This is a genomic window from Pantoea sp. SYBGC1, from assembly GCF_057197005.1.
The window spans coordinates 134,829-157,695 of the sequence record NZ_JBXUNM010000001.1; the positions used below are offsets into that span (position 1 = coordinate 134,829).

At 55.8% G+C, this 22,867-nt stretch carries 16 protein-coding genes and 3 tRNA genes; 15 read left to right on the forward strand and 4 right to left on the reverse strand.

Translation table 11 applies throughout. The features are described 5' to 3' along the window. Window positions 1-256 precede the first annotated feature (256 nt). From uvrY to AC2CF9_RS00645, 7 genes are all read left to right on the forward strand, one after another. On the forward strand, window positions 257-916 hold the full coding sequence (uvrY, locus tag AC2CF9_RS00615; protein ID WP_484556025.1) for a UvrY/SirA/GacA family response regulator transcription factor: 660 nt from the start codon (window positions 257-259) through the stop codon (window positions 914-916). Then, window positions 909-2,741 (forward strand): excinuclease ABC subunit UvrC, encoded by a 1,833-nt coding sequence (gene uvrC / locus AC2CF9_RS00620; protein ID WP_484556026.1) that lies wholly within the window; start codon window positions 909-911, stop codon window positions 2,739-2,741. The genes uvrY and uvrC overlap by 8 nt, the downstream gene beginning before the upstream one ends. Before the next feature lie 68 nt (window positions 2,742-2,809). Next, complete coding sequence (gene pgsA / locus AC2CF9_RS00625; protein WP_039383718.1) at window positions 2,810-3,358, forward strand: CDP-diacylglycerol--glycerol-3-phosphate 3-phosphatidyltransferase; 549 nt, start codon at window positions 2,810-2,812, stop codon at window positions 3,356-3,358. Between the two features lie 149 nt (window positions 3,359-3,507). Then, window positions 3,508-3,583: transfer RNA gene (locus tag AC2CF9_RS00630), tRNA-Gly, on the forward strand. A gap of 42 nt (window positions 3,584-3,625) precedes the next feature. Continuing rightward, a tRNA-Cys gene (locus AC2CF9_RS00635) sits at window positions 3,626-3,699 on the forward strand. Window positions 3,700-3,710: 11 nt separating this feature from the next. Beyond that, window positions 3,711-3,796, forward strand: a tRNA-Leu gene (locus tag AC2CF9_RS00640). 461 nt (window positions 3,797-4,257) lie between these two features. Further along, entirely contained in the window at window positions 4,258-7,083 is a 2,826-nt protein-coding gene (locus AC2CF9_RS00645; protein ID WP_484556027.1) for a hypothetical protein, read from the forward strand. A 102-nt stretch (window positions 7,084-7,185) separates the two neighbouring features. Here AC2CF9_RS00645 and AC2CF9_RS00650 read toward each other — a convergent pair whose 3' ends face one another. Together AC2CF9_RS00650 and AC2CF9_RS00655 are read right to left on the reverse strand one after the other, a co-directional pair. Then, on the reverse strand, window positions 7,186-7,356 hold the full coding sequence (locus AC2CF9_RS00650) for a hypothetical protein (protein WP_039383726.1): 171 nt from the start codon (window positions 7,354-7,356) through the stop codon (window positions 7,186-7,188). A gap of 176 nt (window positions 7,357-7,532) precedes the next feature. Continuing rightward, window positions 7,533-9,032, reverse strand: a complete 1,500-nt coding sequence (locus AC2CF9_RS00655; RefSeq protein ID WP_150017300.1) for a SulP family inorganic anion transporter — start codon at window positions 9,030-9,032, stop codon at window positions 7,533-7,535. Between the two features lie 431 nt (window positions 9,033-9,463). Between AC2CF9_RS00655 and AC2CF9_RS00660 the strand changes: the two genes are divergently transcribed. The 5 genes from AC2CF9_RS00660 (at window position 9,464) to AC2CF9_RS00680 (ending at window position 14,541) form a co-directional block, all read left to right on the forward strand. Continuing rightward, window positions 9,464-9,895 carry a MarR family winged helix-turn-helix transcriptional regulator gene (locus tag AC2CF9_RS00660; protein ID WP_484556028.1) on the forward strand — a complete coding sequence of 144 codons (432 nt, stop codon included), beginning with the start codon at window positions 9,464-9,466 and terminating at the stop codon, window positions 9,893-9,895. A gap of 2 nt (window positions 9,896-9,897) precedes the next feature. Then, the gene (locus AC2CF9_RS00665; protein ID WP_150017302.1) at window positions 9,898-11,568 is read left to right on the forward strand and encodes an MFS transporter; all 1,671 of its coding nucleotides are present in this window, start codon (window positions 9,898-9,900) and stop codon (window positions 11,566-11,568) included. Window positions 11,569-11,579: 11 nt separating this feature from the next. Next, window positions 11,580-12,671 (forward strand): HlyD family secretion protein, encoded by a 1,092-nt coding sequence (locus AC2CF9_RS00670; RefSeq protein ID WP_484556029.1) that lies wholly within the window; start codon window positions 11,580-11,582, stop codon window positions 12,669-12,671. A 29-nt stretch (window positions 12,672-12,700) separates the two neighbouring features. After that, a complete protein-coding gene (locus AC2CF9_RS00675) occupies window positions 12,701-14,041 on the forward strand; it encodes an efflux transporter outer membrane subunit (RefSeq protein ID WP_484556430.1) in 1,341 nt (446 codons plus the stop codon). 326 nt (window positions 14,042-14,367) lie between these two features. Beyond that, the gene (locus AC2CF9_RS00680) at window positions 14,368-14,541 is read left to right on the forward strand and encodes a hypothetical protein (RefSeq protein WP_484556030.1); all 174 of its coding nucleotides are present in this window, start codon (window positions 14,368-14,370) and stop codon (window positions 14,539-14,541) included. Here AC2CF9_RS00680 and AC2CF9_RS00685 read toward each other — a convergent pair. Then, window positions 14,529-15,671, reverse strand: a complete 1,143-nt coding sequence (locus AC2CF9_RS00685) for a beta-glucosidase (RefSeq protein WP_484556031.1) — start codon at window positions 15,669-15,671, stop codon at window positions 14,529-14,531. The genes AC2CF9_RS00680 and AC2CF9_RS00685 overlap by 13 nt on opposite strands. 148 nt (window positions 15,672-15,819) lie before the next feature. Between AC2CF9_RS00685 and AC2CF9_RS00690 the strand changes: the two genes are divergently transcribed. After that, the gene (locus tag AC2CF9_RS00690; RefSeq protein WP_484556032.1) at window positions 15,820-17,280 is read left to right on the forward strand and encodes a phospholipase D-like domain-containing protein; all 1,461 of its coding nucleotides are present in this window, start codon (window positions 15,820-15,822) and stop codon (window positions 17,278-17,280) included. A gap of 31 nt (window positions 17,281-17,311) precedes the next feature. Here the strand turns inward: AC2CF9_RS00690 and mdoC are convergent, their stop codons facing one another. Next, window positions 17,312-18,442: a glucans biosynthesis protein MdoC gene (mdoC, locus tag AC2CF9_RS00695; protein WP_150017307.1), complete on the reverse strand. Its 1,131-nt coding sequence runs from the start codon at window positions 18,440-18,442 to the stop codon at window positions 17,312-17,314. Window positions 18,443-18,719: 277 nt separating this feature from the next. Here mdoC and AC2CF9_RS00700 point away from each other — a divergent pair, with 277 nt between their 5' ends. Together AC2CF9_RS00700 and mdoH are read left to right on the forward strand one after the other, a co-directional pair. After that, entirely contained in the window at window positions 18,720-20,255 is a 1,536-nt protein-coding gene (locus AC2CF9_RS00700; RefSeq protein WP_484556431.1) for a glucan biosynthesis protein G, read from the forward strand. Beyond that, window positions 20,248-22,800: a glucans biosynthesis glucosyltransferase MdoH gene (gene mdoH / locus AC2CF9_RS00705; protein ID WP_150017309.1), complete on the forward strand. Its 2,553-nt coding sequence runs from the start codon at window positions 20,248-20,250 to the stop codon at window positions 22,798-22,800. The genes AC2CF9_RS00700 and mdoH overlap by 8 nt, the downstream gene beginning before the upstream one ends. Window positions 22,801-22,867 lie beyond the last annotated feature (67 nt).

The following is a 22,867-nucleotide window of genomic DNA, read 5'->3' on the forward strand; positions in this document are numbered from 1 at the left end:
TTTGCTCGCCCCTCACTTTTTTGACTTAAAAACAGAAAACAGGCGGATTTATTACAACATGCTGTTATTCAATGAAATGTTAAATAAAAAAACTTTTTAGTTTGCAGGAAATGGATTTTTTTCTGAAAAGATTGAATTATTTGGTTTAGATCATTGCGTTGCAGGTTGTTCCTGTATGTCTGATGTTCAATACGCATAAAAAACGCTAAGATTACGCTCTTTTTTTATTACTTTTCTAACCTGCGGAGTATTCCCGTTGATCAGCCTGCTGCTTGTTGATGACCATGAACTGGTACGTGCCGGTATTCGTCGCATTCTGGAAGATATCAAAGGACTGGTCATTGCCGGCGAAGCGGCGTGCGGAGAGGATGCAGTAAAATGGTGCCGTCAGCATGCGGTAAATGTTGTCCTGATGGACATGAACATGCCGGGCATCGGCGGACTGGAAGCGACGCGCAAAATTGTCCGCTACAATCCTGATATTCGCATCATTATGCTGACTATTCACACCGAAAATCCGCTGCCAGCCCGGGTGATGCAGGCGGGTGCCTCAGGCTATCTGAGCAAAGGCGCTGCGCCTCAGGAGGTGGTCAGCGCCATTCGCGCCGTCCACGCTGGACAGCGCTATATCGCCTCAGATATTGCTCAGCAAATGGCGTTGAGCCAAATCGAGCCGCAGAAAGCGGAATTGCCCTTCAGTTGTTTGTCGGAACGGGAATTGCAGATTATGCTGATGATTACCCGGGGACAAAAAGTTACGGAGATATCCGAACAGTTGAACCTGAGCCCGAAAACCGTTAACAGCTACCGCTATCGTATGTTCAGTAAGCTAAACATCAGCGGTGATGTAGAGTTAACGCATCTGGCCATTCGTCATGGTCTGTTCAACGCGGAGCCATTAATAAGTAGTGAGTGAACTCTTTAATCCCAAAGCCTTTCTCAGCACCGTAACCAGCCAGCCTGGCGTCTACCGAATGTATGACGCGGCCGGTACGGTGATCTATGTCGGTAAAGCCAAAGACCTCAAAAAACGCCTCAGCAGCTACTTTCGTGCGCAGACCGGCAGCCGTAAAACGGATGTGCTGGTCAGTAATATCTGTAACATCGATGTTACGGTTACGCACACTGAAACCGAAGCGCTGCTGCTGGAGCATAACTACATCAAGCTTTACCAGCCACGCTATAACGTGCTGCTGCGCGATGATAAATCGTACCCCTATATTTTTCTCAGCGGCGATACGCACCCCCGGCTGGCGATGCATCGCGGAGCCAAACATGCCAAAGGTGAATATTTTGGCCCCTTTCCTAATGGCTATGCGGTACGCGAGACGCTGGGCCTGCTGCAGAAAGTCTTTCCTATTCGCCAGTGTGAGAACAGCGTCTACCGCAATCGCTCGCGTCCCTGTTTACAGTATCAGATTGGGCGCTGCCTCGGTCCGTGCGTAGCCGGTCTGGTCAGTGAAGAGGAGTATGCCCGGCAGACAGACTATGTGCGGCTGTTTCTGGCCGGTAAAGATGATCAGGTCATCAACCAGCTGGTAGCGCACATGGAGGCGGCAAGCCAGGGATTGCGTTTTGAAGAGGCGGGGCGGCTGCGCGATCAGATTCAGGCCGTACGCCGCATTACTGAAAAACAGTTTGTCTCAAATCAGGGTGACGATCTGGATGTCATGGGCGTAGCCTATGACGCGGGCATGGCCTGCCTGCACGTGCTCTTTATCCGCCAGGGAAAAGTACTGGGAAGCCGCAGCTATTTCCCCAAAGTCCCGGCTGACACTGAGCTGACGGAGGTGGTGCAGACCTTTGTCGGACAGTTTTATCTGCAGGGAAGCGAGGCGCGCACTCTGCCTGGAGAGATCCTGCTGGATTTCAACCTGGCAGAACGCAACCTGCTGGCTGAATCACTCAGCACGCTGGCCGGCCGTAAAGTCAATATACAGACCAAACCGCGCGGCGATCGGGCACGCTATCTCAAGCTGGCGCGCACCAACGCGGCAACGGCGCTGACCACTAAGCTGTCACAGCACTCCACTGTTCAGCAGCGGCTTGCCGCGCTGGCTTCCTGGCTGAAGCTTGAGAGCATTCAGCGCATGGAGTGTTTTGATATCAGTCATACCATGGGTGAGCAGACTATCGCCTCCTGCGTAGTGTTTAATCAGGATGGTCCGCTGCGTTCTGATTACCGGCGTTACAATATCGAGGGGATCACGCCGGGGGATGATTACGCGGCGATGAATCAGGTACTGCGCCGCCGTTATGGCAAAGCGCTGGAGCAGGATAAAATTCCGGATGTCATTTTGATTGATGGCGGTAAAGGTCAGCTGGCGCAGGCGAAAGAGGTATTTGCGGAACTGGATGTCAGCTGGGATAAACAGCACCCGATTCTGCTTGGTGTCGCTAAAGGCAGCGATCGCAAGGCGGGGCTGGAGACGCTGTTTTTTGAAGCGGAAGGTGAGGGCGTTTCTCTGCCGCCGGATTCGCCAGCCCTGCATGTCATTCAGCATATTCGTGATGATGCTCACAATCATGCAATTTCAGGCCACCGTAAAAAACGCGCCAAAGTGAAGAACACCAGCGCGCTGGAAAGTATTGAAGGCATCGGACCTAAACGGCGTCAGCAGCTGCTGAAGTATATGGGAGGCCTGCAGCCGCTGATGAACGCCAGCGTGGATGAAATTGCCCGCGTACCCGGTATCTCCTTTGCCCTGGCTGAAAAAATATACCACTCGCTGAAACACTAACATTGAAACAGGGGGGGCAATGTAGGAACATACGTTAAACCCTACACACACCAGACAGTTACTGGCATATGCAATATAACATCCCAACGTGTCTTACCCTGTTTCGCGTTTTTTTGATTCCTTTTTTTGTACTGGCGTTCTACCTGCCGTTTTACTGGGCGCCTTTTGCGACAGCGCTGATTTTTGTTATTGCCGCCATAACGGACTGGTTTGATGGCTTTCTGGCGCGTCGCTGGAAACAAACCACGCGCTTTGGTGCATTTCTCGATCCGGTGGCTGATAAAGTCATGGTCGCTATGGCGCTGGTGCTGGTTGCGGAATATTTTCACGCGTGGTGGATTACCCTGCCTGCTGCCACCATGATCGCCCGCGAGATTATTATCTCTGCGCTGCGTGAATGGATGGCGGAGATTGGCAAGCGCAGCAGCGTCGCCGTCTCCTGGATTGGTAAAGTCAAAACCACGGCGCAGATGCTCTCACTGGTTGCACTGCTATGGCGTCCTGATGCTACGGTAGTAGGCGTTGGCGTGGTCGCACTCTATATCGCAGCAGTGCTGACATTCTGGTCGATGTTCCAGTATCTGAGCGCAGCACGCGGCGATCTGCTTGATAGCTGATCGATACGATTCAAAAAGCAGCAAACAGACGCAGTGGGTAATAATTTTATTGACTCACTGCGTGAGATAAGTAGAATGCATCGCATCGAACGGCAGCACAGCTGCAAGAAGCTGAATAAAAACAGTAAGTTCGGTAAAGCAGCAGTTATGCGGGAATAGCTCAGTTGGTAGAGCACGACCTTGCCAAGGTCGGGGTCGCGAGTTCGAGTCTCGTTTCCCGCTCCAGTTTCAGCAATGGGTCACAGACCGGTTGCACATCAGAATAAAGGCGCGTTGGCAGAGTGGCCATGCAACGGATTGCAAATCCGTCTACCTCGGTTCGACTCCGGGACGCGCCTCCAGTTTACACCCTGCCCGGGTGGTGAAATCGGTAGACACAAGGGATTTAAAATCCCTCGGCTTATGGTCGTGCGGGTTCAAGTCCCGCCCCGGGCACCATACAAAACACCGAATTAAAAAAGCACTATAAGTCATGTCGTAACCGCCTTCAGGCGGTTTTTTTGTGTCTGCTGTTTTTCATTCCTGACGCCCCACCGTGCGTGCCTGCATAACCCATCCCAAATCATAATACCTGGATGACAGCCGTTTTGATCTTTCACTGCAAAACAGAACCTGTGCAGGTGACATGATTCATATTTTTCCTGCAGTGAATTGATAAAGCACCGGACAGGTGCTGGCAACGCTGCATAGCGTAGTTAATGGTCGATTTATGAAAGTTGTTCTCGAAAAGCCGCATCTATACTTTGTGCCGCATCGCGGATTTCGGGCAAACCAGTCATACACCTTATTGATAAATCCTATTTTTGCGGGTTTTCACGCCAGGAGTCTGCGCTTAAAAATGTGATTGCTGCTGCCGGAAGGGAGCCCGGCGCGAAGCCAGTAAAGATATGGAGATGATTATGTTTACTATCAACAAAGCATCGGCGCAGTCTGTGCCTGTTACTCAGCCTCCGGCAGATGCCACTGCACCAGAGGGCTGTGTATCTCTGGACTCATTCTTTGGCGATCCCTATGTCATAGAGCACATGGCGCTGGCGGCGACGCTGAAAAAAAACCAGGCGGGAACGCTGTTAAGCAATATTTTCAATAAGCGGGATGTCTGTTTTGATTCTGAACAGAAAATAAGAGACGCCGATTACACGATAAAAGATGGATTTCTGTATCGTGCCCATTATGCGGATTCTCACACTGTGACGAGCGCGGGGGTAACCCGCAATACGCAGGAAAATGAGGAGGAAAATTTTGATGATTATCTGGCAAAGCTGTTTGAGCATACCGCCGGTCACAGCAGCCAGGGAGCCGTATTATCTTTCAGTAGCCATGAGAAAACAGCTAAAAGTTTTATGGCAGAAGGGAAACTCCTCCTCAAAGTAGATGCTGATAGTGAGGCGGATAAAAACGAGTTTATTTCCGTACCACAACTGATTCTGCAGCATGGCGGGCGATTGCTCAAAGCAGGAAAGATAGACAAGCTAACGCTGCTTTCTGCTCTCGATCAGCTCAACAACAGAGAGCGTGAGTTTTTTTATATTGGCAAACCTCACGGCTATCGATATGGCGAGTTACCCCCGTATAAACTGGCTTTAGGTGAAGCGGCGCAGCCGGTTACTACGCATCTTCCGACCCGTGCCCCGGAGCCTGTTGCGGCAGCCGTGGTGCTCAGAGAAGATAAAACCGGTGTAGCCCGCGAGCGTATCTGCTATCCGGGAGTCAGCAGCTGCCTTACCATTACTTTCAGACATGAAAATTTTTTAGCAGGAACGCACTTAACAATAGCCACAGACAAGAAGGCTCTTAAAGATGTACTGAAAGAAATAAAAGCGCTTAACCCGAATAAACCCGTTGAGATTATTGTCGCTTCTCCATTTTCTGTTTATAAAATCGGCGTATTTGATAAAGAGTTAAATACCCGCTCAAAGTTAAAAAAAATCATCGCAAAGACTTTTCCGGATACGCCAATCCGGTTGGTTGACACCTCTGATATACGGTCGTCCCATATTCTGGTCAGTAAAAACAGCATTGAGTATGTTAACGAAAGCAACTTCAGGGTTATCGGTAACCATTGTCCCGATGTGTCAGCCTTCACAAAATCCGCTGAAACCGCTGAAACCGCTGAAACCGTCTTGCCGGACAGGCCGACGCCCTTAGCCTCACTGGCGAGCAGCAGCAGTGGTGCGGTAACGCGCTCAGCACTGAGCGCCTGGCTAAAGGAAACTGAATTACCCTCCCGCAGCAGTGAAGAACAGGTATTAAAGGATTTAAAAGAGGCTGGCTTTGCGGTCACCGCTTCTCAGCTGAAAAAAGCCTGGTCCGATGCACTGCCGGGCCATGATGCTGAGCTCACTTCAGCGCCGGATAAACTCTCTTCCGAGATCGCCTCACCTGAAATAAAGAAATTACGCTCAATCAGAACCCTGGCAACGCTGAAACATCAGCCCGGAATGCCGAACCAGGATCGGCAGCATAAACTTAACGCCCTGCTTAACATGGGTCTGCCGCTGGTTGAAGTGGCGCGCCATCCGGGTAAAGAGATGCTTGAGACTATTTTAGATAAAGATGTTTCCTCTGCCAGCTATCCGCAAATGAGCAGTGAGTTCAGCCAGGCTCTGGCGACGGAATACTTTGTCACGCTAGACGATGCCCTTAAAGGCGAAGAAAACCTGACAGGCGAAGCCCCTCTCGCCTCAATGCTCAACCCGCTAAAGGACCATCTGCTGAAAAACCGTGGTCAGCTAAATATGCACTCCTGGAATGATGGATTGATCCGGACCCTGAGCACGGCAGGAAAGGGTGCGCAGGCTAAGCGAGCTGCGCGCGCATTATCTGCGGAGCTGGAGCGGGAGCCTGACATCGGCACCGCATGGAGGCCCGGCTCGTCTGCGGCGCTATCGCCTGAAGCTGAGTACATCAGAGGTCAATTTAATCAGCTGAGTACCTATGAAGGTTTTATGCAGGCAGAACAGAGGCTGACCGGGCATCTTCTCCGGCGCGACAGGAATATTCAGCAGGACAGAGAAAGGCTGGCACGTAAGTCAGCAGCAGATCGGGCAAAACGAAAGGAAGCGGACCGCAAGGCGTGGAACGCTTTCAATCGCCACGTTGATAATATGGTTGCCGGGGGGCAGGATCTCAGGGCCAGACATGCCCGTGAGAGAAGCGAAATCGACGCGCGTTTCAGCCAGAATTATCATGCCCGCATGGCTGCCTGGCAGAGTAAAAGAGAAGAGATGGGGAAGGAACTGCAGGCCATGCTGCAAGCGCTGGCAGCCAAATCCGGAACGGCTGCAGCGCGTAAGATGAGTGTGCCGGCAATAGCTAACCTGGGGCCATTGATCAGTGCGGCAGAGCAGTCAAGAGTGGAAGCTGACGCTGCTATTACGGCTTTTACCCGGGCTCTGCAGAATAATCTTACTGAGGAGGTGCTAAAGCAGCGCCTGACTGTTATGGAGCGGGCCACGAAAAAACTGGATGAAGAAGAGCAGCGCCTGTTCAGGCAGGCAGCGGGCCTGATAGAGAAAAAATTAGGCATATCACAACCCGATAAGAGCGAGGTAGAGACGTTATTAGGACGATTAACGCAGGAGGTAATGGAAGAGCGCTTCGCTGATATTGACCATGCTCCCGAACTTCCGGATCTGCCTTCGGTGGCGGGAAGAAGAACGGAGAGAGAGCCGCAAAAAATAGCCCTGGCGCGGTCTGCTTATGACAAAGTTGGTAAAGAGTAAAGCTAACAGCTAACCCCGATTTCATACGCGGAATGTCAGCAAAGAGAGCCTTTTAACATCCCGTTCGGGCAATAACTACCCGGCGCAGCCGGGTAGCGGGCATTAACCCTGCGGCTGGCCGACCGGGCCTTCGCCTTCGCTGGCGCCTGGCACCGGCTGGTTACTTGGCGCGTGCGGACGACCGTCGGCACCCACGGCATCACTGTGCTGCATGCAGCCTGCCAGTGAAAAAAGCGTAACCGCTACCAGACCTGCTTTCATAATCCACGACATACAATCCCCTTAATAAACTGCTTTTATACGCCTGCCATTCAGCGCGTTGCGCCGTTAAGCAAAGCCGCTGGAGGGCTGATTTGCAAGCGAAGCGGGAGATTTAAGACCTAAGGGCGGACAGAAACGGCGCGGCACATGCCGGCAGGGCGCTCAGGGGCGCCCTGCCGACAGGCTGCTTAGCCGAGATTACCGCTCAGGCGATCGCGAAAATCGCTGCTGCGGTTATCCAGGCCGGTAAAGGTAACGGTGGCACCGTGACGCTGATAACGGTATTCGATAGCGTCCAGCGCGGCGACGCTGGAGGCGTCCCAAATCTGGGCATGCGTCAGATCGATAGTGACCTGGCTCGGATCGTGGCCATAATCAAAGTGCTCGAACAGGTCATTACTGCTGGCGAAAAATAGCGGACCGCGCACGGTGTAGTGAACCCGATCGCCTTCCGGGCTGAGCGTGCGCTCGGCATGGATAACATGGGCGATACGCCGGGCAAACAGCATCATGGCCAGAATCACGCCGAGCAGCACGCCAATCGCCAGGTTGCTGGTCCAGACGGTGATCGCCACAGTTACCACCATCACCAGCGTTTCTGACCACGGCATCCGTTTCAGCGTTGCGGGCTGCAGGCTATGCCAGTTAACGGTTTTCACCGCCACCACCATCATAATGCCTGCCAGAACCACCATCGGGATCTGCGCCATGATATGGCTTAGACCAGTAACCAGCAGCAGCAGTACCAGCGCAGCCGCTACGGTTGAAACCCGGGTGCGTGCGCGGCCCAGTTCGACGTTAACAATTGTCTGCCCAATCATGGCGCAGCCGGCAATGCCGCCGTAAAAACCGGCGAGAATATTGCCAATGCCCAGCGCCCAGGATTCGCGCCGTTTTCCTGACGGCGTGTCGGTAAGATCGTCCACCAGTTTTGCTGTCAGCAGCGACTCCATCAGGCCGACAAATGCGACGGAAAGCGCGGCCGGCCAGACGATCTGTAGCGTCTGCAGGTTCAGCGGCACCAGCAGCTCAGTAAAGCCGGGCAGTCCGGCGCTCATCGGACCTTCATCGCCTACGCTGGGTACGCGATAACCGAGCAGCAGAGCGACGGCGGTAACCACGACAATGGCAACCAGCGGTGAGGGAACACTTTTCAGCACGCGCGGCAGCAGCAGAACAATGGCCAGCGTGGCGGCAAACAGACCCCAGACCAGCGCAGAGTGACCCCAGACGTGCGGCACTTGTGCAAAGAAAATCAGTACGCCCAGCGCGTTGACAAAGCCCAGCATCACCGAACGCGGGATATAACGCATCATGCGCGAAAGGCCGGTGACGCCAAACACAATCTGAATAACGCCAGCCAGAATCACGGCAGGTAGAATATAGGCCACGCCGTGCGCATGAACCATCGGGCCGATAACCAGCGCCACTGAACCGGCAGCAGCGGTCACCATTGCCGGACGGCCGCCCAGCAGTGAGAGCGTAAGACAGAGCACGACCGAAGCGATCAGACTGACTTTGGGATCAACACCCGCAATAACAGAGAAAGAGATAACTTCAGGAATGAGTGCCAGCGCGGTGATCACCCCGGCCAGGCATTCGCGGGTAAGCAGGGCGGGTGAACGCAGAACGCGGGCGACCGTTAAATCGCCCGCGTCAGCACTATTGCGATCGGTTTGTGAATTCATAACGTGTGCGGACTCTTAAGTTATAAAGCGTATGCGGCAGCGATGCAGCAGAAGAACAGGATGTGTAGCGTGCGAATGTTACCGGGCATTGATGGCTCAGGCCAGCGAAAGAGAGAGAGCAGCAGGGTAAAAAAAATAACCTCTGCAGGTGGAAATCCAAAAACACCTGCAGAGGCGACGCAAAAGCATCATTCGTTACTGAATCGTCAGCCGATTCATGGTGCTAAAGTTATACAAATATAGGGTTTGTGTACAACTAATTTCCTAAGCATTTTGTGCCATATTAGTCTGTTAGCGAGGATAACTGCAGAATGTGGTCTGATGTGTACAGGTTTTTAACCCAAATCGATACAACCTTTTCCCTTTTATAGCGGCGTGAATTATAATTACGCCTTCTTTTAGTTAGGTATCTAACCATTAGGTGGCTAATCTTGACGGACTACCCGCAGCCCTTTTCCCGGCTTTTACATCAGACGGCTCACGCATGGCGTCTGGCGGTCGATCGCCGGCTGAAAGAGAGTGACCTGAGTATGAGCAGCTGGATGGCGATTGCCAGCGTCGCCGCCGCCAGTCAGCCGCTGACGCAGAAAGCGCTGGCGCAGCAGCTGGGCCTGGAGGATGCGAGCGTGGTGCCGCTGGTGGATCGGCTTGTAAAGCAGCAGCTGCTGGCTCGTCTGCAAACGCCGGAAGATCGGCGTAAGCGTCTGCTGGTGCTGACGACGCAGGGAGAACAGGCGTTTACCCAGGTCAAAGCTCAGGCAGACGATCTGCGCAGTCAGCTGCTGGCTGATATCGATCCCGCTGCGCTGGCTGTCACGGAGACGGTGCTGCAGCAGCTGCTCGATCGTCTGGGTAGCGCCTGAGCATGGCCAGACGTAATCCCTACGCGCAGCGGGAGTGGCTGCCGCATGAAAAGCCGATGCTGCCAGGCTCCCCCTCGACGCCGCTGCATTCGCCAGGCAAGCGCGTTGCGTTTGGTCTGATTGGCTTGCTGATTACGCTGACCGGCGCGCTCAGCAACGCGCTGGTCACGGCAAACCTGACAAATCTGCAGGGGACGTTTGCCGCTTACAGCAATGAGATCGCCTGGCTGCCGGCGGTTTATGTGATGGGAAACATTTCGATTAACCTGCTGCTGGTAAAGTTTCGCCAGCAATTTGGCCTGCGGCTGTTTACCGAAGCGTTCCTGGTGCTGTATGTCATCGTGGCGTTTTTTCATCTGTTTGCCAACGATCTCAGTTCAGCCATTATTGTGCGCACCGCGCACGGAATGGTGGCCGCCGCGCTCAGCTCGCTGGGGATCTACTATCAGGTACAGGCGTGGCCGGCAAAACACCGCCTGAAAGCGCTGGTGATCGGTATTACGGCTTCCCAGCTGGCGATCCCGCTGGCGCGGCTCTTTTCTACCGAGCTGCTGCAGCTGGAGGAGTGGCGTGGCCTTTATCTGTTTGAGCTCGGGCTGGCGCTGATTGCGCTCGGCTGCGTGCTGGTGGTCAGGCTGCCTCCGGGAGACCGCATTAAAGCGTTTGAAAAACTCGATTTTGTCACGTTTCTGCTGCTGGCACCGGGTATGGCGCTGCTGTGCGGTGTTTTGTCACTGGGACGCATTGAATGGTGGTTTACCACGCCGTGGCTGGGCGTTTGCCTGGCGCTGGCGCTGGTGCTGATTGTTTCCGCCGTTGTGCTGGAGCATAACCGGACCAATCCGCTGATCAACACCCGCTGGCTGAGTAGCGGCATGATTGTCCGGCTGGGTATCGCCATGATCATGATCCGTATTGTGCTGGCTGAGCAGAACACCGGGGCGATCGGCTTTTTGCAGCAGCTGGGGCTGCTTAACGATCAGCTGCATGGCCTGGCGCTGGCCATTATCGCCGGCGTCATCTGCGGCATTATCGCCAGTGCGCTGACCATTAAGCCTGGCCAGCTTAACTGGCCAATAGTGACCTCGCTGGCAATTATGATTGTGGCCTCGCTGATGGACGCGCAGTCAAATCCGCTGACGCGCGCGCATAACCTCTATTTCAGCCAGTTTCTGCTGGGCTTCAGCAGCGCATTTTTCCTGGCGCCAGCGATGCTGCTGGGGATTGGCAGCGTGGTGACGCAGCCGAAAAATCTGGTCAGCTTCGTGGTGCTGTTTGGTATGAGCCAGAATCTGGGCGGGCTGATCGGTTCCGCCATTCTCGGCACATTTCAGACCTGGCGGGAGAAGTATCACTCCAGTCTGCTGGCCGACAAACTCTCGCAGCTCGATCCTAACGTAACCGAACGGCTGGATCAGTACCGCGCGCTGTTTCGCAGCCAGCTGACCGATAGCGTACTGCTGAGCGCCCAGAGCAGCAGCCAGCTACAGACAGTCGCCACGTTGCAGGCGAATGTCCTTGCGTATAATGATACTTATCTGCTCACGGCAGCCCTGGCGATGTGCACGCTGCTATGGGTATTATGGCGGCTGTCGCGTCAGCGTTATCTTGCGTGGCGTCAGGCGAAAAATCATCAGGATGAGCCGCGTCAGACAGCGCCCTCAGCGAATTAAACGGAGAAGAGATGAGTCAACAGGATGATCTGCAGGTGGCTGAGCGCGAACGTGCGCATCGCCGCCGCACGCTTTCCATCGCCGCTGGCGCGGGAATTGTGATTGTGGGTGTGCTGGTAATTCTTTATGCCTGGCAGCTCTGGCCGTTTACCAGCAGCGTGCAGACCACGGAAAACGCCTATGTGCGCGGCCAGGTCACCTTTATCAGTCCGCAGGTCAGTGGCTATCTGACCGGCGTTGAGGTTGTGGATCTGCAGCCGGTGAAGCGCGGCGAGCTGCTGATGACCATTGACGATCGTATCTATCGTCAGCGCGTGCATCAGGCTCAGGCGCAGCTTGAGATGAAAGTGGCGGCGCTGAAAAATAATCAGCAGCAGCGAAAAAGCGCTGAAGCGACCATTCTCAGCAATAAAGCCGCGCTGGAGAACGCCCGGGCACAGAGGCAGAAAAGCGGGCTCGATCTGAAACGGGTGGAAAATCTGGCATCGGATGGGTCGCTTTCAGTGCGCGAGCGTGACGCGTCGCGTGCAGCGGATGCGCAGGCGCAGGCGCAGATGCGGCAGGCCGAAGCGCAGGTTGCCGTGGCGCAACAGAATCTGCAAACGGTGGTAGTGAACCGTGCTTCGCTGGAAGCTGACGTGGCTAACGCACGCGCGGCGCTGGAGCTGGCGAATATTGACCTTGCCAATACCCGGATTGTGGCGCCTGACAGCGGCCAGCTGGGACAGCTCTCCGTGCGTAAAGGCACCTATGTTACTGCCGGTACGCGTCTCACTTCGGTGGTGCCGGATAAAAAGTGGGTGATTGCCAATTTTAAAGAGACGCAGCTGGCGCATATTCGCCCGGGCTTACCGGTTACGTTTAGCGTCGATGCGCTTAATGGCCGGCGCTTCAGCGGCAGGGTAGAGTTTATCTCCCCTGCGGCTGGCTCAGAGTTCAGTGCGATCTCCCCCGACAACGCCACCGGAAACTTTGTGAAGATTGCGCAGCGCATTCCGGTACGGATCGCTCTTGATCCTCAAGATCAGCAGCTGCTGCGTCCGGGTATGTCAGTGGAGGTGAGCATCGATACTTCCGCAGAGCCGGTGAAGGAGACGCCGTGAAGCCGCTGTTATCTTTATCACTTGCGCTGATGCTGCTCAGCGGCTGTGCGACCCACGTTGAAAAAGCGCCTGCTTCGCTGCCAATCCCGGAACAGTGGCGCGATCGGACCGGGCCGCAGGCGCCGCCGGAAGCCGCGTGGTGGCGCACCTTTGGCGACAGCGATCTGAATCGTCTGGTCAGTCAGGCACTGAAATATAACAGCGATATTCTTCTTGCCCGGGCGCGGGTCGATCAGTACCGGGCGCAGGTGCGCGCGGCGCAGGGCGATAACTTTCCGGCGCTCTCTGCCGGTGTGGCTGCCAGCCGCCAGCGTTCGCTCTCGGCGGCAACCGGCCAGCCCTATGAAAGCGCCGTGTTTCAGGGCTTACTGCAGGCTAATTATGAGGTCGACCTCTGGGGCAGCCGCAGTAACAGCATACGCGCGGCGGAGGCGACGCTGGAGGCGCAGCGCGCTGCGGCAGCGGCGGCTGAGCTTACCGTTGCCAGCTCAGTAGCATCGGGCTACGTTACGCTTGCCTCGCTGGATGAACAGCTGCGCGTGACACAGGCGACGCTGGCAACGCGCGAAAACTCCCGCCAGCTTGCCCGGCGCCAGTTTGAAACCGGCTATACGTCGCGACTGGAGTGGATGCAGGCGGAGTCAGAGTACCAGACGGCCAGCGCGCAAATTCCGCAGCTGCAGCATCAGATCGCGCAGCAGGAGAACGCATTAAGCGTCCTGGCAGGCATGAACCCGCGTGATATCGCACGCAGCCATCGCTTTGACAACATCCGGCCGCACACTCTGCCCGCGCTGCTGCCGTCGCAGCTGCTGAACCGGCGTCCCGACATTGTTCAGGCGCAGCGTGAGCTACTGGCGGCAGATGCCTCTCTGGCGTCCGCACGCGCCAGACTGCTGCCTTCACTCAACCTCACCGCCAGCGGCACGCTGCAGAGCAGCGAGCTGCACACGTTACTGGATAATCCGTTTCGTCTCTGGAGTCTGGGGGGCAGTATCCTCGCACCGCTGCTTAACCGCGAAGCGCTGACGGCACAGGTTGACCTGCAGATGGCGACGCGCAATCAGGCGCTCTATAGCTATGAAAAAACGGTGCGTAACGCTTTCTCGGAAACAGAGGATGCGCTGGATGCGATTCGCCGCAATCAGGAGCAGCTGGCGGAGCTGCAAAAGCAGGAGCAGTTTGTAGCGGAAGCGTACCGCATTGCCCGCAATCGCTATCAGAATGGCTATGCTTCGTATCTTGATGAGCTTGATGCACAGCGTACGCTCTTCAGCACGCAGCTTAATATTGTCTCGGTGAAAAATAATCTGTTGCAGGCGCAAATCGATCTTTATCGGGCGCTGGGTGGCGGCTGGCACGCCGCCTGAAGCGGGATCCTGGCGGTAGCAGGGAAGTGATAAAATCACGCGCGGTATCTGTTTCGCACAGAAATAGTCGTGAAATATTTATCACTTTACATTACACTCAGCGCGCAATTTTGCCCTGATTCTGCTTACGCTATTGAGTTTTCATGAGTTTGCCGGCCCCACCTGACGATAACGACGAGTCTCACCGTCAACCGCTTGATGATGCGCACTTCGCTATCGTGGTTCTTGCGGTCACTTCGGTAACGCTTATAATCTTTGTCCTGATGCTCACTCTGTGGATGAGCTAACGCCTGCAACGCAGTATTAACGCCTGCAAGGAGAGCTAAATGGACGCTCGCGACGATAAACTGATCGCTATCATTGGCCTGCTCTGCGCCTGCCTGATTGGCGTGATCTTTCTGGTTGCCATGACCTGGCTTACCGATGTGCGCCGTCCTGCCGACACGCTGCAGGACGTCAAAAGCTGTGCGCCAGATTCCCGCCATACTCAGCACTCCTGACGTTGCCATTTGATCTGCTGACCGCGCAGCTCCAGCGCCAGTCCCTCATGCAGAGTACGATTACCGTTAGGATCGCCCAGCCCGAACAGGGCGCCGGGGGAGCGGCGGTCATCCGCCCAGGCGGGATACTCCACCACCGGATAGAGTGAAATCCCCTCCAGCGCAACGCCCTGAGCCAGCGCCAGCCGCGCCTCCGCACTGACGTACCGCAGCCAGGGCGCGCGCGCATCGCCTTCAGCTCCCGTTTCCGCCAGCAGCAGCGGACGCTGATAACGCTGCCAGCACGCCAGCAGCAGCTGATGCAGGGGCTGACGCTGCGGATGATCGGATGGCAGAGTATCGCCTGACCAGAACCAGTGGTTGTCGGGATAGTAGTTCAGGCCCAGAATATCGAGAAAGTCCGCCTGTCCGCCGAGCCCCGGTTCAGCGCGCCCGGCCAGCCAGTCCCACGCTTCAAACTGCATCTCATGCTGCCGGGCAGCATGCCCGGCACTCTCTGGCTTATCCGGGTCTGCAGCGATCTGCACCAGCGGATCGGTCAGCACAAAGCGTGCTTCAGGATAGACATCGCGGATCGCATGCATCGCTGCCAGCGAGGCGCGTACCAGCTGGCGCTTCAGATCGCGTCCGCGTTCGCTGGCGTAGGGATCGAGCCATGAGACATCCGCCCCGGCCCAGGCCCAGAATGAGATTTGATTAATCGGAGTAAAAAACGGCTGCTCTACGCCCTCATCGAGCATCAGCTGTGCCATAGCGCGTGCATAGCGGGCAAAGTGCTCAACGAACGCCGGTTTCCAGATATCAAGGTGCGCCGGATAACCAAAATGCGCCAGCTCCCAGATAATCTGCATATTGTGGCGTGCGGCCGCATGGATCATCGGCAGAAAGGAGCGCCAGTCGTAGTGGTCAGGCGTCGCTTCAATCAGATGCCAGCGCGCACCGTCGCGCGCCGTGAGCAAACCTTCCCGCACCAGCGCGGCGTAATCTTTGTCCAGCAGCATATCGTGTCCGCTACTGACAACCATATCCAGCCGGCGGCCACCGCTGCGACAGGCGGTAGAGCAGGGAAAGCTGCCCTGAAAAAAACTGCGAAAAAGCCGGGGTTGATAATGAGGCAGTAACGCGGTCATATTTCACTCCTCAGGGTAATCGGCCGATGCAGAACCACGGGCTAAGTCTAGACTAAATTAGCAGCCGGCTCTGCCGGCCAGGCGTGCAGGTTGCCTGCCACCGCGACAATGCCAATAATAAGCGTGATTACGTATTCAGGGATCCAGTATGAGCGAAGCAGCAGCGCTGCCCGGCCAGTTAGCCGCGGGCGATGAATTACGGCAAAGCGTGGCGCAGCAGTGCGCACAGCATCCCGGCCTGAGCGGCATCCACCCGCTTAACGACGGGCTTGACGCGTTTGCTGCACGCTACCTGCTGATGAGCATGGCGCGGCACACTATCGATGTGCAGTACTACATCTGGCATAACGACATGTCCGGACGTCTGCTGTTCAGCGCGCTGCTGGACGCTGCCGGCCGCGGTATCAGGGTGCGCTTACTGCTGGATGACAACAATACGCCGGGGCTGGATAACACGCTGGCGGAACTGGAACGTCATCCGAACATTTCGGTCAGACTGTTTAACCCGTTTTCATTCCGCACGCTGCGCGCGGTGGGCTACCTGACTGACTTCGCGCGCCTCAATCGCCGGATGCATAATAAAAGTCTGACGGTAGATGGCGCCGCAACGCTGGTGGGGGGGCGCAACGTCGGGGATGAATATTTTGGTACCGGCAATGAGCCCCTGTTTACCGATCTCGACGTGCTGGCCATCGGGCCGGTTGTCGATGAGGTTACAGCCGATTTCGAGCGCTACTGGCATAGCCAGGCGGTATCGCCGTTGCGCAGCGTAGTGGACGTGCGCAGCGATGAGGGCGAAGCGGTGCGCCTGCCGCCGGAGTGGCAGCAGAGCGAGGCGGTGCAGCGTTATCTGGCGCGCCTTAACCACTCCGATTTCGTCAGCCAGCTGGGGCAGGGCGCGCTGGCGATGACCTGGGCTGAGGCGCGCCTGCTGAGCGACGATCCGCGCAAAGGGCTGGGCAAAGCCAGACGCAGCAGCCTGCTGCCGCAGCGGATGCTGGAGGTCATTGGCACGCCACAGCAGCAGTTCGATATTATCTCAGCCTATTTTGTCCCGACCCGCGCCGGGGTGGCGCAGCTGTTATCACTGCGCCGGCGCGGCGTGCGTATCGCCGTGCTGACCAACTCACTGGCTGCCAATGATGTCACCGTGGTGCATGCCGGATATGCGCGCTGGCGAAAAAAGTTGCTGCGTCACGGTATTGCGCTATATGAACTGAAACCTCAGGCACACGCCGGCGATCCTCCGCACGATCGCGGGCTGACGGGTAACTCCGGCTCCAGCCTGCATGCAAAAACGTTTACCGTTGATAATCGCAAAGTCTTTGTAGGTTCATTTAATTTTGATCCCCGCTCTGCGGTGCTGAACACCGAAATGGGGCTGGTCATTGAGAGTGAAACTCTGGCGCGCCAGACGCATGAGCGCTTCAGTCGCGGCATGCAGCATCGTGCCTGGACGCTGCGGCTGGATAAGTGGGGCCGGGTAAACTGGATAGAACAGGATGAGCAGGGCGCAGAAGTGGTACATAAACATGAACCGCAGTCAACGCTGCTGCAGCGCCTGCTGGTGCGGCTGGTATGGCGACTGCCGGTAGAGTGGCTGTTGTAGCGGCGCGCTGAAACGCGCCGCCGGTGCAGCCTCACCCTTTCTGCGCAGCCTTCTTGCCGGAAAACAGAAAGCGCAGCAGCGGAATACGCAGGTGGATCTCATAAAGCGCAAATGCTGCGGCAAATACCGTTATCAGCCCGGCAAAGAAACCCAGCGTGTTATTACTGATGTGCGGCGTCACATATATCCCATACAGGATAGTGAGCGGATGATGGACGAGATAGATAAACAGCGAGGCGTTCACCAGATAAACGATACGCGGAGAGTGGCTGTTCAGCAGGCGGTGCCCGACGCTATAGCAGACGTTCAGCATGCACACGCCCATCAGCGTTGAGAGCAGCATATCGGTCTCATAGAGCCAGCCGTCGCCGTTGCCATAGCGCTGATTCAGGTAATAGGCGATAAAGACCGGCACGGTGCCAAAGCAGATCAGCGGATTAAACCGTACAAACAGCGCTTTCAGCGGCGGATGTTTCCAGCTCAGCGCGCCCAGCATAAAGAACGGCAGATACGTCAGCGTCTGCATGACCGCAATGGTAAAGAGTCCATCCATCATGATGCCCGGCGTCAGCAGCAGCAGCGTGCGACGCAGCAGGCACCACAGTAGCGCATAGCCCAGCAGTGCCAGCGTTACGCTGCCCCAGCCGGTCTGCTGATAGTCACGCGTGCTGTGCTGGTTGCGCAGCCAGCGAAATGTCAGCATACCCAGCGCCGTCAGGATCACCAGGACCAGCAGAAACCAGAGGTGCGAGATCAGATCCCACGCCAGAGCATTGTATTTGTCGTATGCTGAAAAGCGATCCCAGCCATCAAGCTTGTGAGTGAGATATTTCAGCAGAAAGAACTGCGGCAGCGTAATCAGCGGAATAGCGGCGAGCAGCGGAATGCCCACGCGCTCCAGCCTGACTTTCAGCCAGCGTGCCGGCTGGTAGCGCAGATAAAGCATGTAAGAAAAATAGCCGGAAATAACAAAAAACACCTGCATGCGAAATGCATGGATGAAGTCGTTAAAAATGGTCAGCCACAGCGAGGGGTCCTGACTGTTTACGGACCAGCGCTGTGTCGAGTAGATCAGCGAGACGTGAAACGGCACCCCCAGCAGCATCAGGTAAGCTCGAATCGAGTCGAGAAAATATTCGCGTTCAGGTTTTACAGCGCTCATAAGCTTCCGGTTCATCCTATACAGGCTGGTTTCACCCTGAAACCAGATCGTGCAGCAGAACATTCTGTTGCCGGTTAACAGCCTATACTATCAGTTGATTCTGTTTCTTAAACCGCCGGGTTTAATATTCCGAAAAGTGCCCTGGAGGCTTGGCGCTGCGCGGAACAATGTTTTACATAAGCTGTCGGAAAACCGAATAATCCATTAAGATGAGTGGGTTTGATCTGAGCACACGAAAGGGGGGGATGTGCTAAATAAAGTGAAAAATAATAGCGGGCTGGTGAAGATGCGCTGGACCAGCGCAGCAGTACTGCTGGCGCTGTACGCAAATAATAGCTGGGCGTTTAACATTGATGATGTGGCAAAACAGGCTAAAGCACTGGCAGGCAAAGGTTTTGAAGCGCCAAAAAGTAATTTACCCTCTCAATTTCGTGAAATGAAATTTGCGGATTATCAGCAGATCCAGTTTAACCACGACAAGGCATACTGGGGCAAGCTGCGCACGCCGTTTAAGCTCGAGTTTTACCATCAGGGGATGTACTTCGACACACCGGTGAAGATCAATGAAGTCACCGCCTCCTCGGTTCGTGAAATTAAATACGATCCGGCCTATTTCAATTTTGGCAACGTCAAACATGACGCTGATGCGGTAAAAAATCTCGGCTTTGCCGGGTTTAAAGTGCTCTATCCGCTGAATAATAAAGGCAAGCAGGATGAGATCAGCAGCTTCCTTGGTGCCAGCTACTTCCGCGTAATCGGGGAAGACCAGGTCTATGGTCTTTCCGCGCGCGGTCTGGCAATTGACACCGCGCTGCCCTCTGGTGAAGAGTTCCCGCGCTTTAAAGAGTTCTGGATCGAACGTCCGAAACCTCAGGCGAAGCAACTGGTTATTTACGCGCTGCTTGATTCACCTCGCGCTGCGGGAGCCTACCGTTTTGTGCTGAAACCAGGCAAAGCCTCGGTAGTGGATGTGCAGTCTAAAGTCTATCTGCGTGATAACGTAGGTAAACTGGGCGTGGCACCGCTGACCAGTATGTTCCTGTTTGGTGCTAATCAGCCTTCGCCGGTCAGCAACTTCCGTCAGGAGCTGCACGACTCCAACGGCCTCTCGATCCACGCCGGTAACGGTGAATGGATCTGGCGTCCGCTGAACAATCCACGCCATCTGGCAGTCAGCACCTTTACGATTGAAAACCCGAAAGGTTTTGGTCTGCTGCAGCGCGGACGCGACTTCAGCCACTATCAGGATCTCGACGATCGCTATGATAAGCGTCCAAGCGCCTGGGTTGAGCCGCAGGGTGACTGGGGTAAAGGGCGCGTTGAGCTGGTTGAGATCCCGACTGCGGATGAGACCAATGACAACATCGTCGCTTTCTGGACGCCGGAAAAACTGCCTGACGCGGGCAAAGAGATGAGTTTCAACTATCGTCTGCACTTCACCCGCGATGAGAATCAGCTGCATCAGGATGATGTTGCCTGGGTCAAAGATACCCTGCGTTCTGCAGGTGATGTGAAACAGTCTAATCTGGTCCGCCAGCCTGACGGTTCTGTCGCCTTTACCCTCGACTTCACCGGTAAAGCGATGAGCATGCTGCCGGAGGATACGCAGGTAGCACCGCAGGTCAGCGTTGGCGATAACGCTGAAGTGGTTGAGCAGAGCGTACGCTACAATCCGGTGACCAAAGGCTGGCGTCTGGTGCTGCGTCTGCGCGTGAAAGACAGCAAGCAATCAACCGAAATGCGCGCCGCGCTGGTAAGCGGTGACAAGACATTGACGGAAACCTGGAGCTATCAGTTACCTGCCAATGAATAAATCGACTTTTTTACCTCAATCTTATGTGGAGGCGCTGCCGCTTGATGCGGCAGGTCGCGCGCGGCTCAGCACATCGCTGCAAAATGCGCCCGCCTTCCACGCTATCCATACGGTGCTGGGGCAGGATAACGCAGCCAGCGATCGGCCTGACGATGCGCCGCTGAAATCGGTCTCATCACGCATAGCGATGACGTGGCCGGATGCGGTAGCGGATGGCCAGCAGTTCAGTAAAGATTATCTCGATCGTACAACGTTGAAAGCGATGCCGCCGGTTAAACGATCGCTGATGTTCCCGGAAGCCTGGCGTACCAATCCGCTGGCGCGCGCGTGGAACTCGCTGCGCGGGCAAAAAGTGCATCCGCGTTATGCAACGGCGGAGGAGCAGCGCGCGGAGGATAAGTGGCGTCATGTCGGTTCAATGCGCCGCTATACGCTGCTGATTCTGACCATCGCGCAGACCGTGGTAGCGACCTGGTATATGAAAACCATTCTGCCGTATCAGGGCTGGACGCTGCTCGATCCTGTCGGGCTGTTTCAGCAGAACTGGATCGAGTCGGTGAAGCTGATCCTGCCTTATATTCTGCAGACCGGCATTCTGTTCCTGTTCGCCATTCTGTTCTGCTGGGTATCGGCAGGCTTCTGGACGGCGCTGATGGGTTTCCTGCAGCTGCTGATTGGACGCGATAAATACAGTATCTCTTACTCAACCACGGGTGATGAGCCGCTGAATCCGGAGCATCGCACCGCGCTGATCATGCCCATCTGTAACGAAGATGTAGAGCGTGTTTTTGCCGGACTACGCGCGACCTGGGAATCGGTAAAGCGTACCGGGAATGGTGAGCATTTTGATGTCTACATTCTCAGCGACAGCTACGATGCGGATATTGCGATTGCCGAGCAAAAAGCGTGGATGGAGCTGGTACGCGACGTGGGCGGAGCGGGCAAGATTTTTTACCGCCGCCGCCGCCGCCGCGTGAAGCGTAAAAGCGGTAACATCGATGACTTCTGTCGCCGCTGGGGCAGCAACTACAGCTACATGGTGGTGCTGGACGCTGACAGCGTGATGAGCGGTGAGTGTCTGACCGGTCTGGTACGCATGATGGAAGCGAACCCGAATGCCGGGATTATCCAGTCTTCGCCAAAAGCCTCCGGTATGGATACGCTCTATGCGCGCTGCCAGCAGTTTGCCACCCGCGTTTACGGGCCGCTGTTTACCGCAGGGCTGCATTTCTGGCAGCTGGGCGAGTCGCACTACTGGGGACACAACGCCATTATTCGCGTACAGCCCTTTATTGAGCACTGTGCGCTGGCGCCGCTGCCGGGTGAAGGCTCATTTGCCGGTTCAATTCTGTCGCACGACTTTGTTGAAGCCGCGCTGATGCGCCGCGCCGGCTGGGGAGTCTGGATCGCTTACGATCTGCCAGGTTCTTATGAAGAGCTGCCGCCTAACCTGCTGGATGAGCTGAAGCGCGACCGTCGCTGGTGCCACGGTAACCTGATGAACTTCCGCCTGTTCCTGGTAAAAGGGATGCATCCGGTGCACCGTGCCGTCTTCCTGACCGGCGTTATGTCCTACCTCTCTGCGCCGCTCTGGTTTATGTTCCTTGCGCTTTCCACGGCGTTGCAGGTGGTCCATACCCTGATGGAGCCGACCTACTTCCTGCAGCCGCGTCAGCTCTTCCCGGTCTGGCCGCAGTGGCGTCCCGATCTGGCTATTGCGCTCTTTTCCACCACGCTGGTGCTGCTGTTCCTGCCGAAGCTGCTGAGCGTGGTGCTGATTTGGTGTAAAGGGGCTAAAGCTTATGGTGGCGCGCTGCGTCTGTTCATCTCGCTGATGCTGGAGATGCTGTTCTCGGTGCTGCTGGCGCCGGTGCGCATGCTGTTCCACACCGTGTTTGTGGTCAGCGCCTTCCTCGGCTGGGAGGTGGTGTGGAATTCACCGCAGCGTGATGATGATGCCACTCCGTGGAGCGAAGCGTTCCGTCGTCACGGTTCGCAGATGCTGCTTGGCATCGTCTGGGCCGTGGGCATGGGCGTACTGGATCTCAACTTCCTGTGGTGGCTGGCACCTATTGTCTTCTCGCTGATCCTGTCGCCGTTTGTATCGGTGATGTCGAGCCGTGCGACCGTGGGTCTGAAAAGCCGACGGGCGAAACTGTTCCTGATCCCGGAAGAGTATGAGCCGCCAAAAGAGCTGGTGGATACGGATCACTATCTGCAGATCAACCGAGAGCGGGCGCTGAAGCATGGCTTTATGCATGCGCTGTTTAACCCGGCGTTTAACGCGCTGGCGACCGCGCTGGCTACGTCGCGTCATAAACAGAGCACGCTGCTGGATCACGCCCGCGACCGGCATGTGGATCAGGCGCTGAGTGATGCACCGGAAAAACTGAACCGTGAACAGCGCCTGCAGCTGATCAGCGATCCTGTGGTTCTGGCGCGCGTGCATACCCGCCTGTGGGAGAATGCGGATAAGTATCATCAGTGGCTGGAGAGTTATCAGAAGCTGACGCTTAATCCGCAGGCACTGCCACCGCGTGCCTGAGCAGCAGTCAAATAGTAAAAGCGGCAGCGATGCCGCTTTTTTATTGCCGGTGCTAAAGCCAAACAGG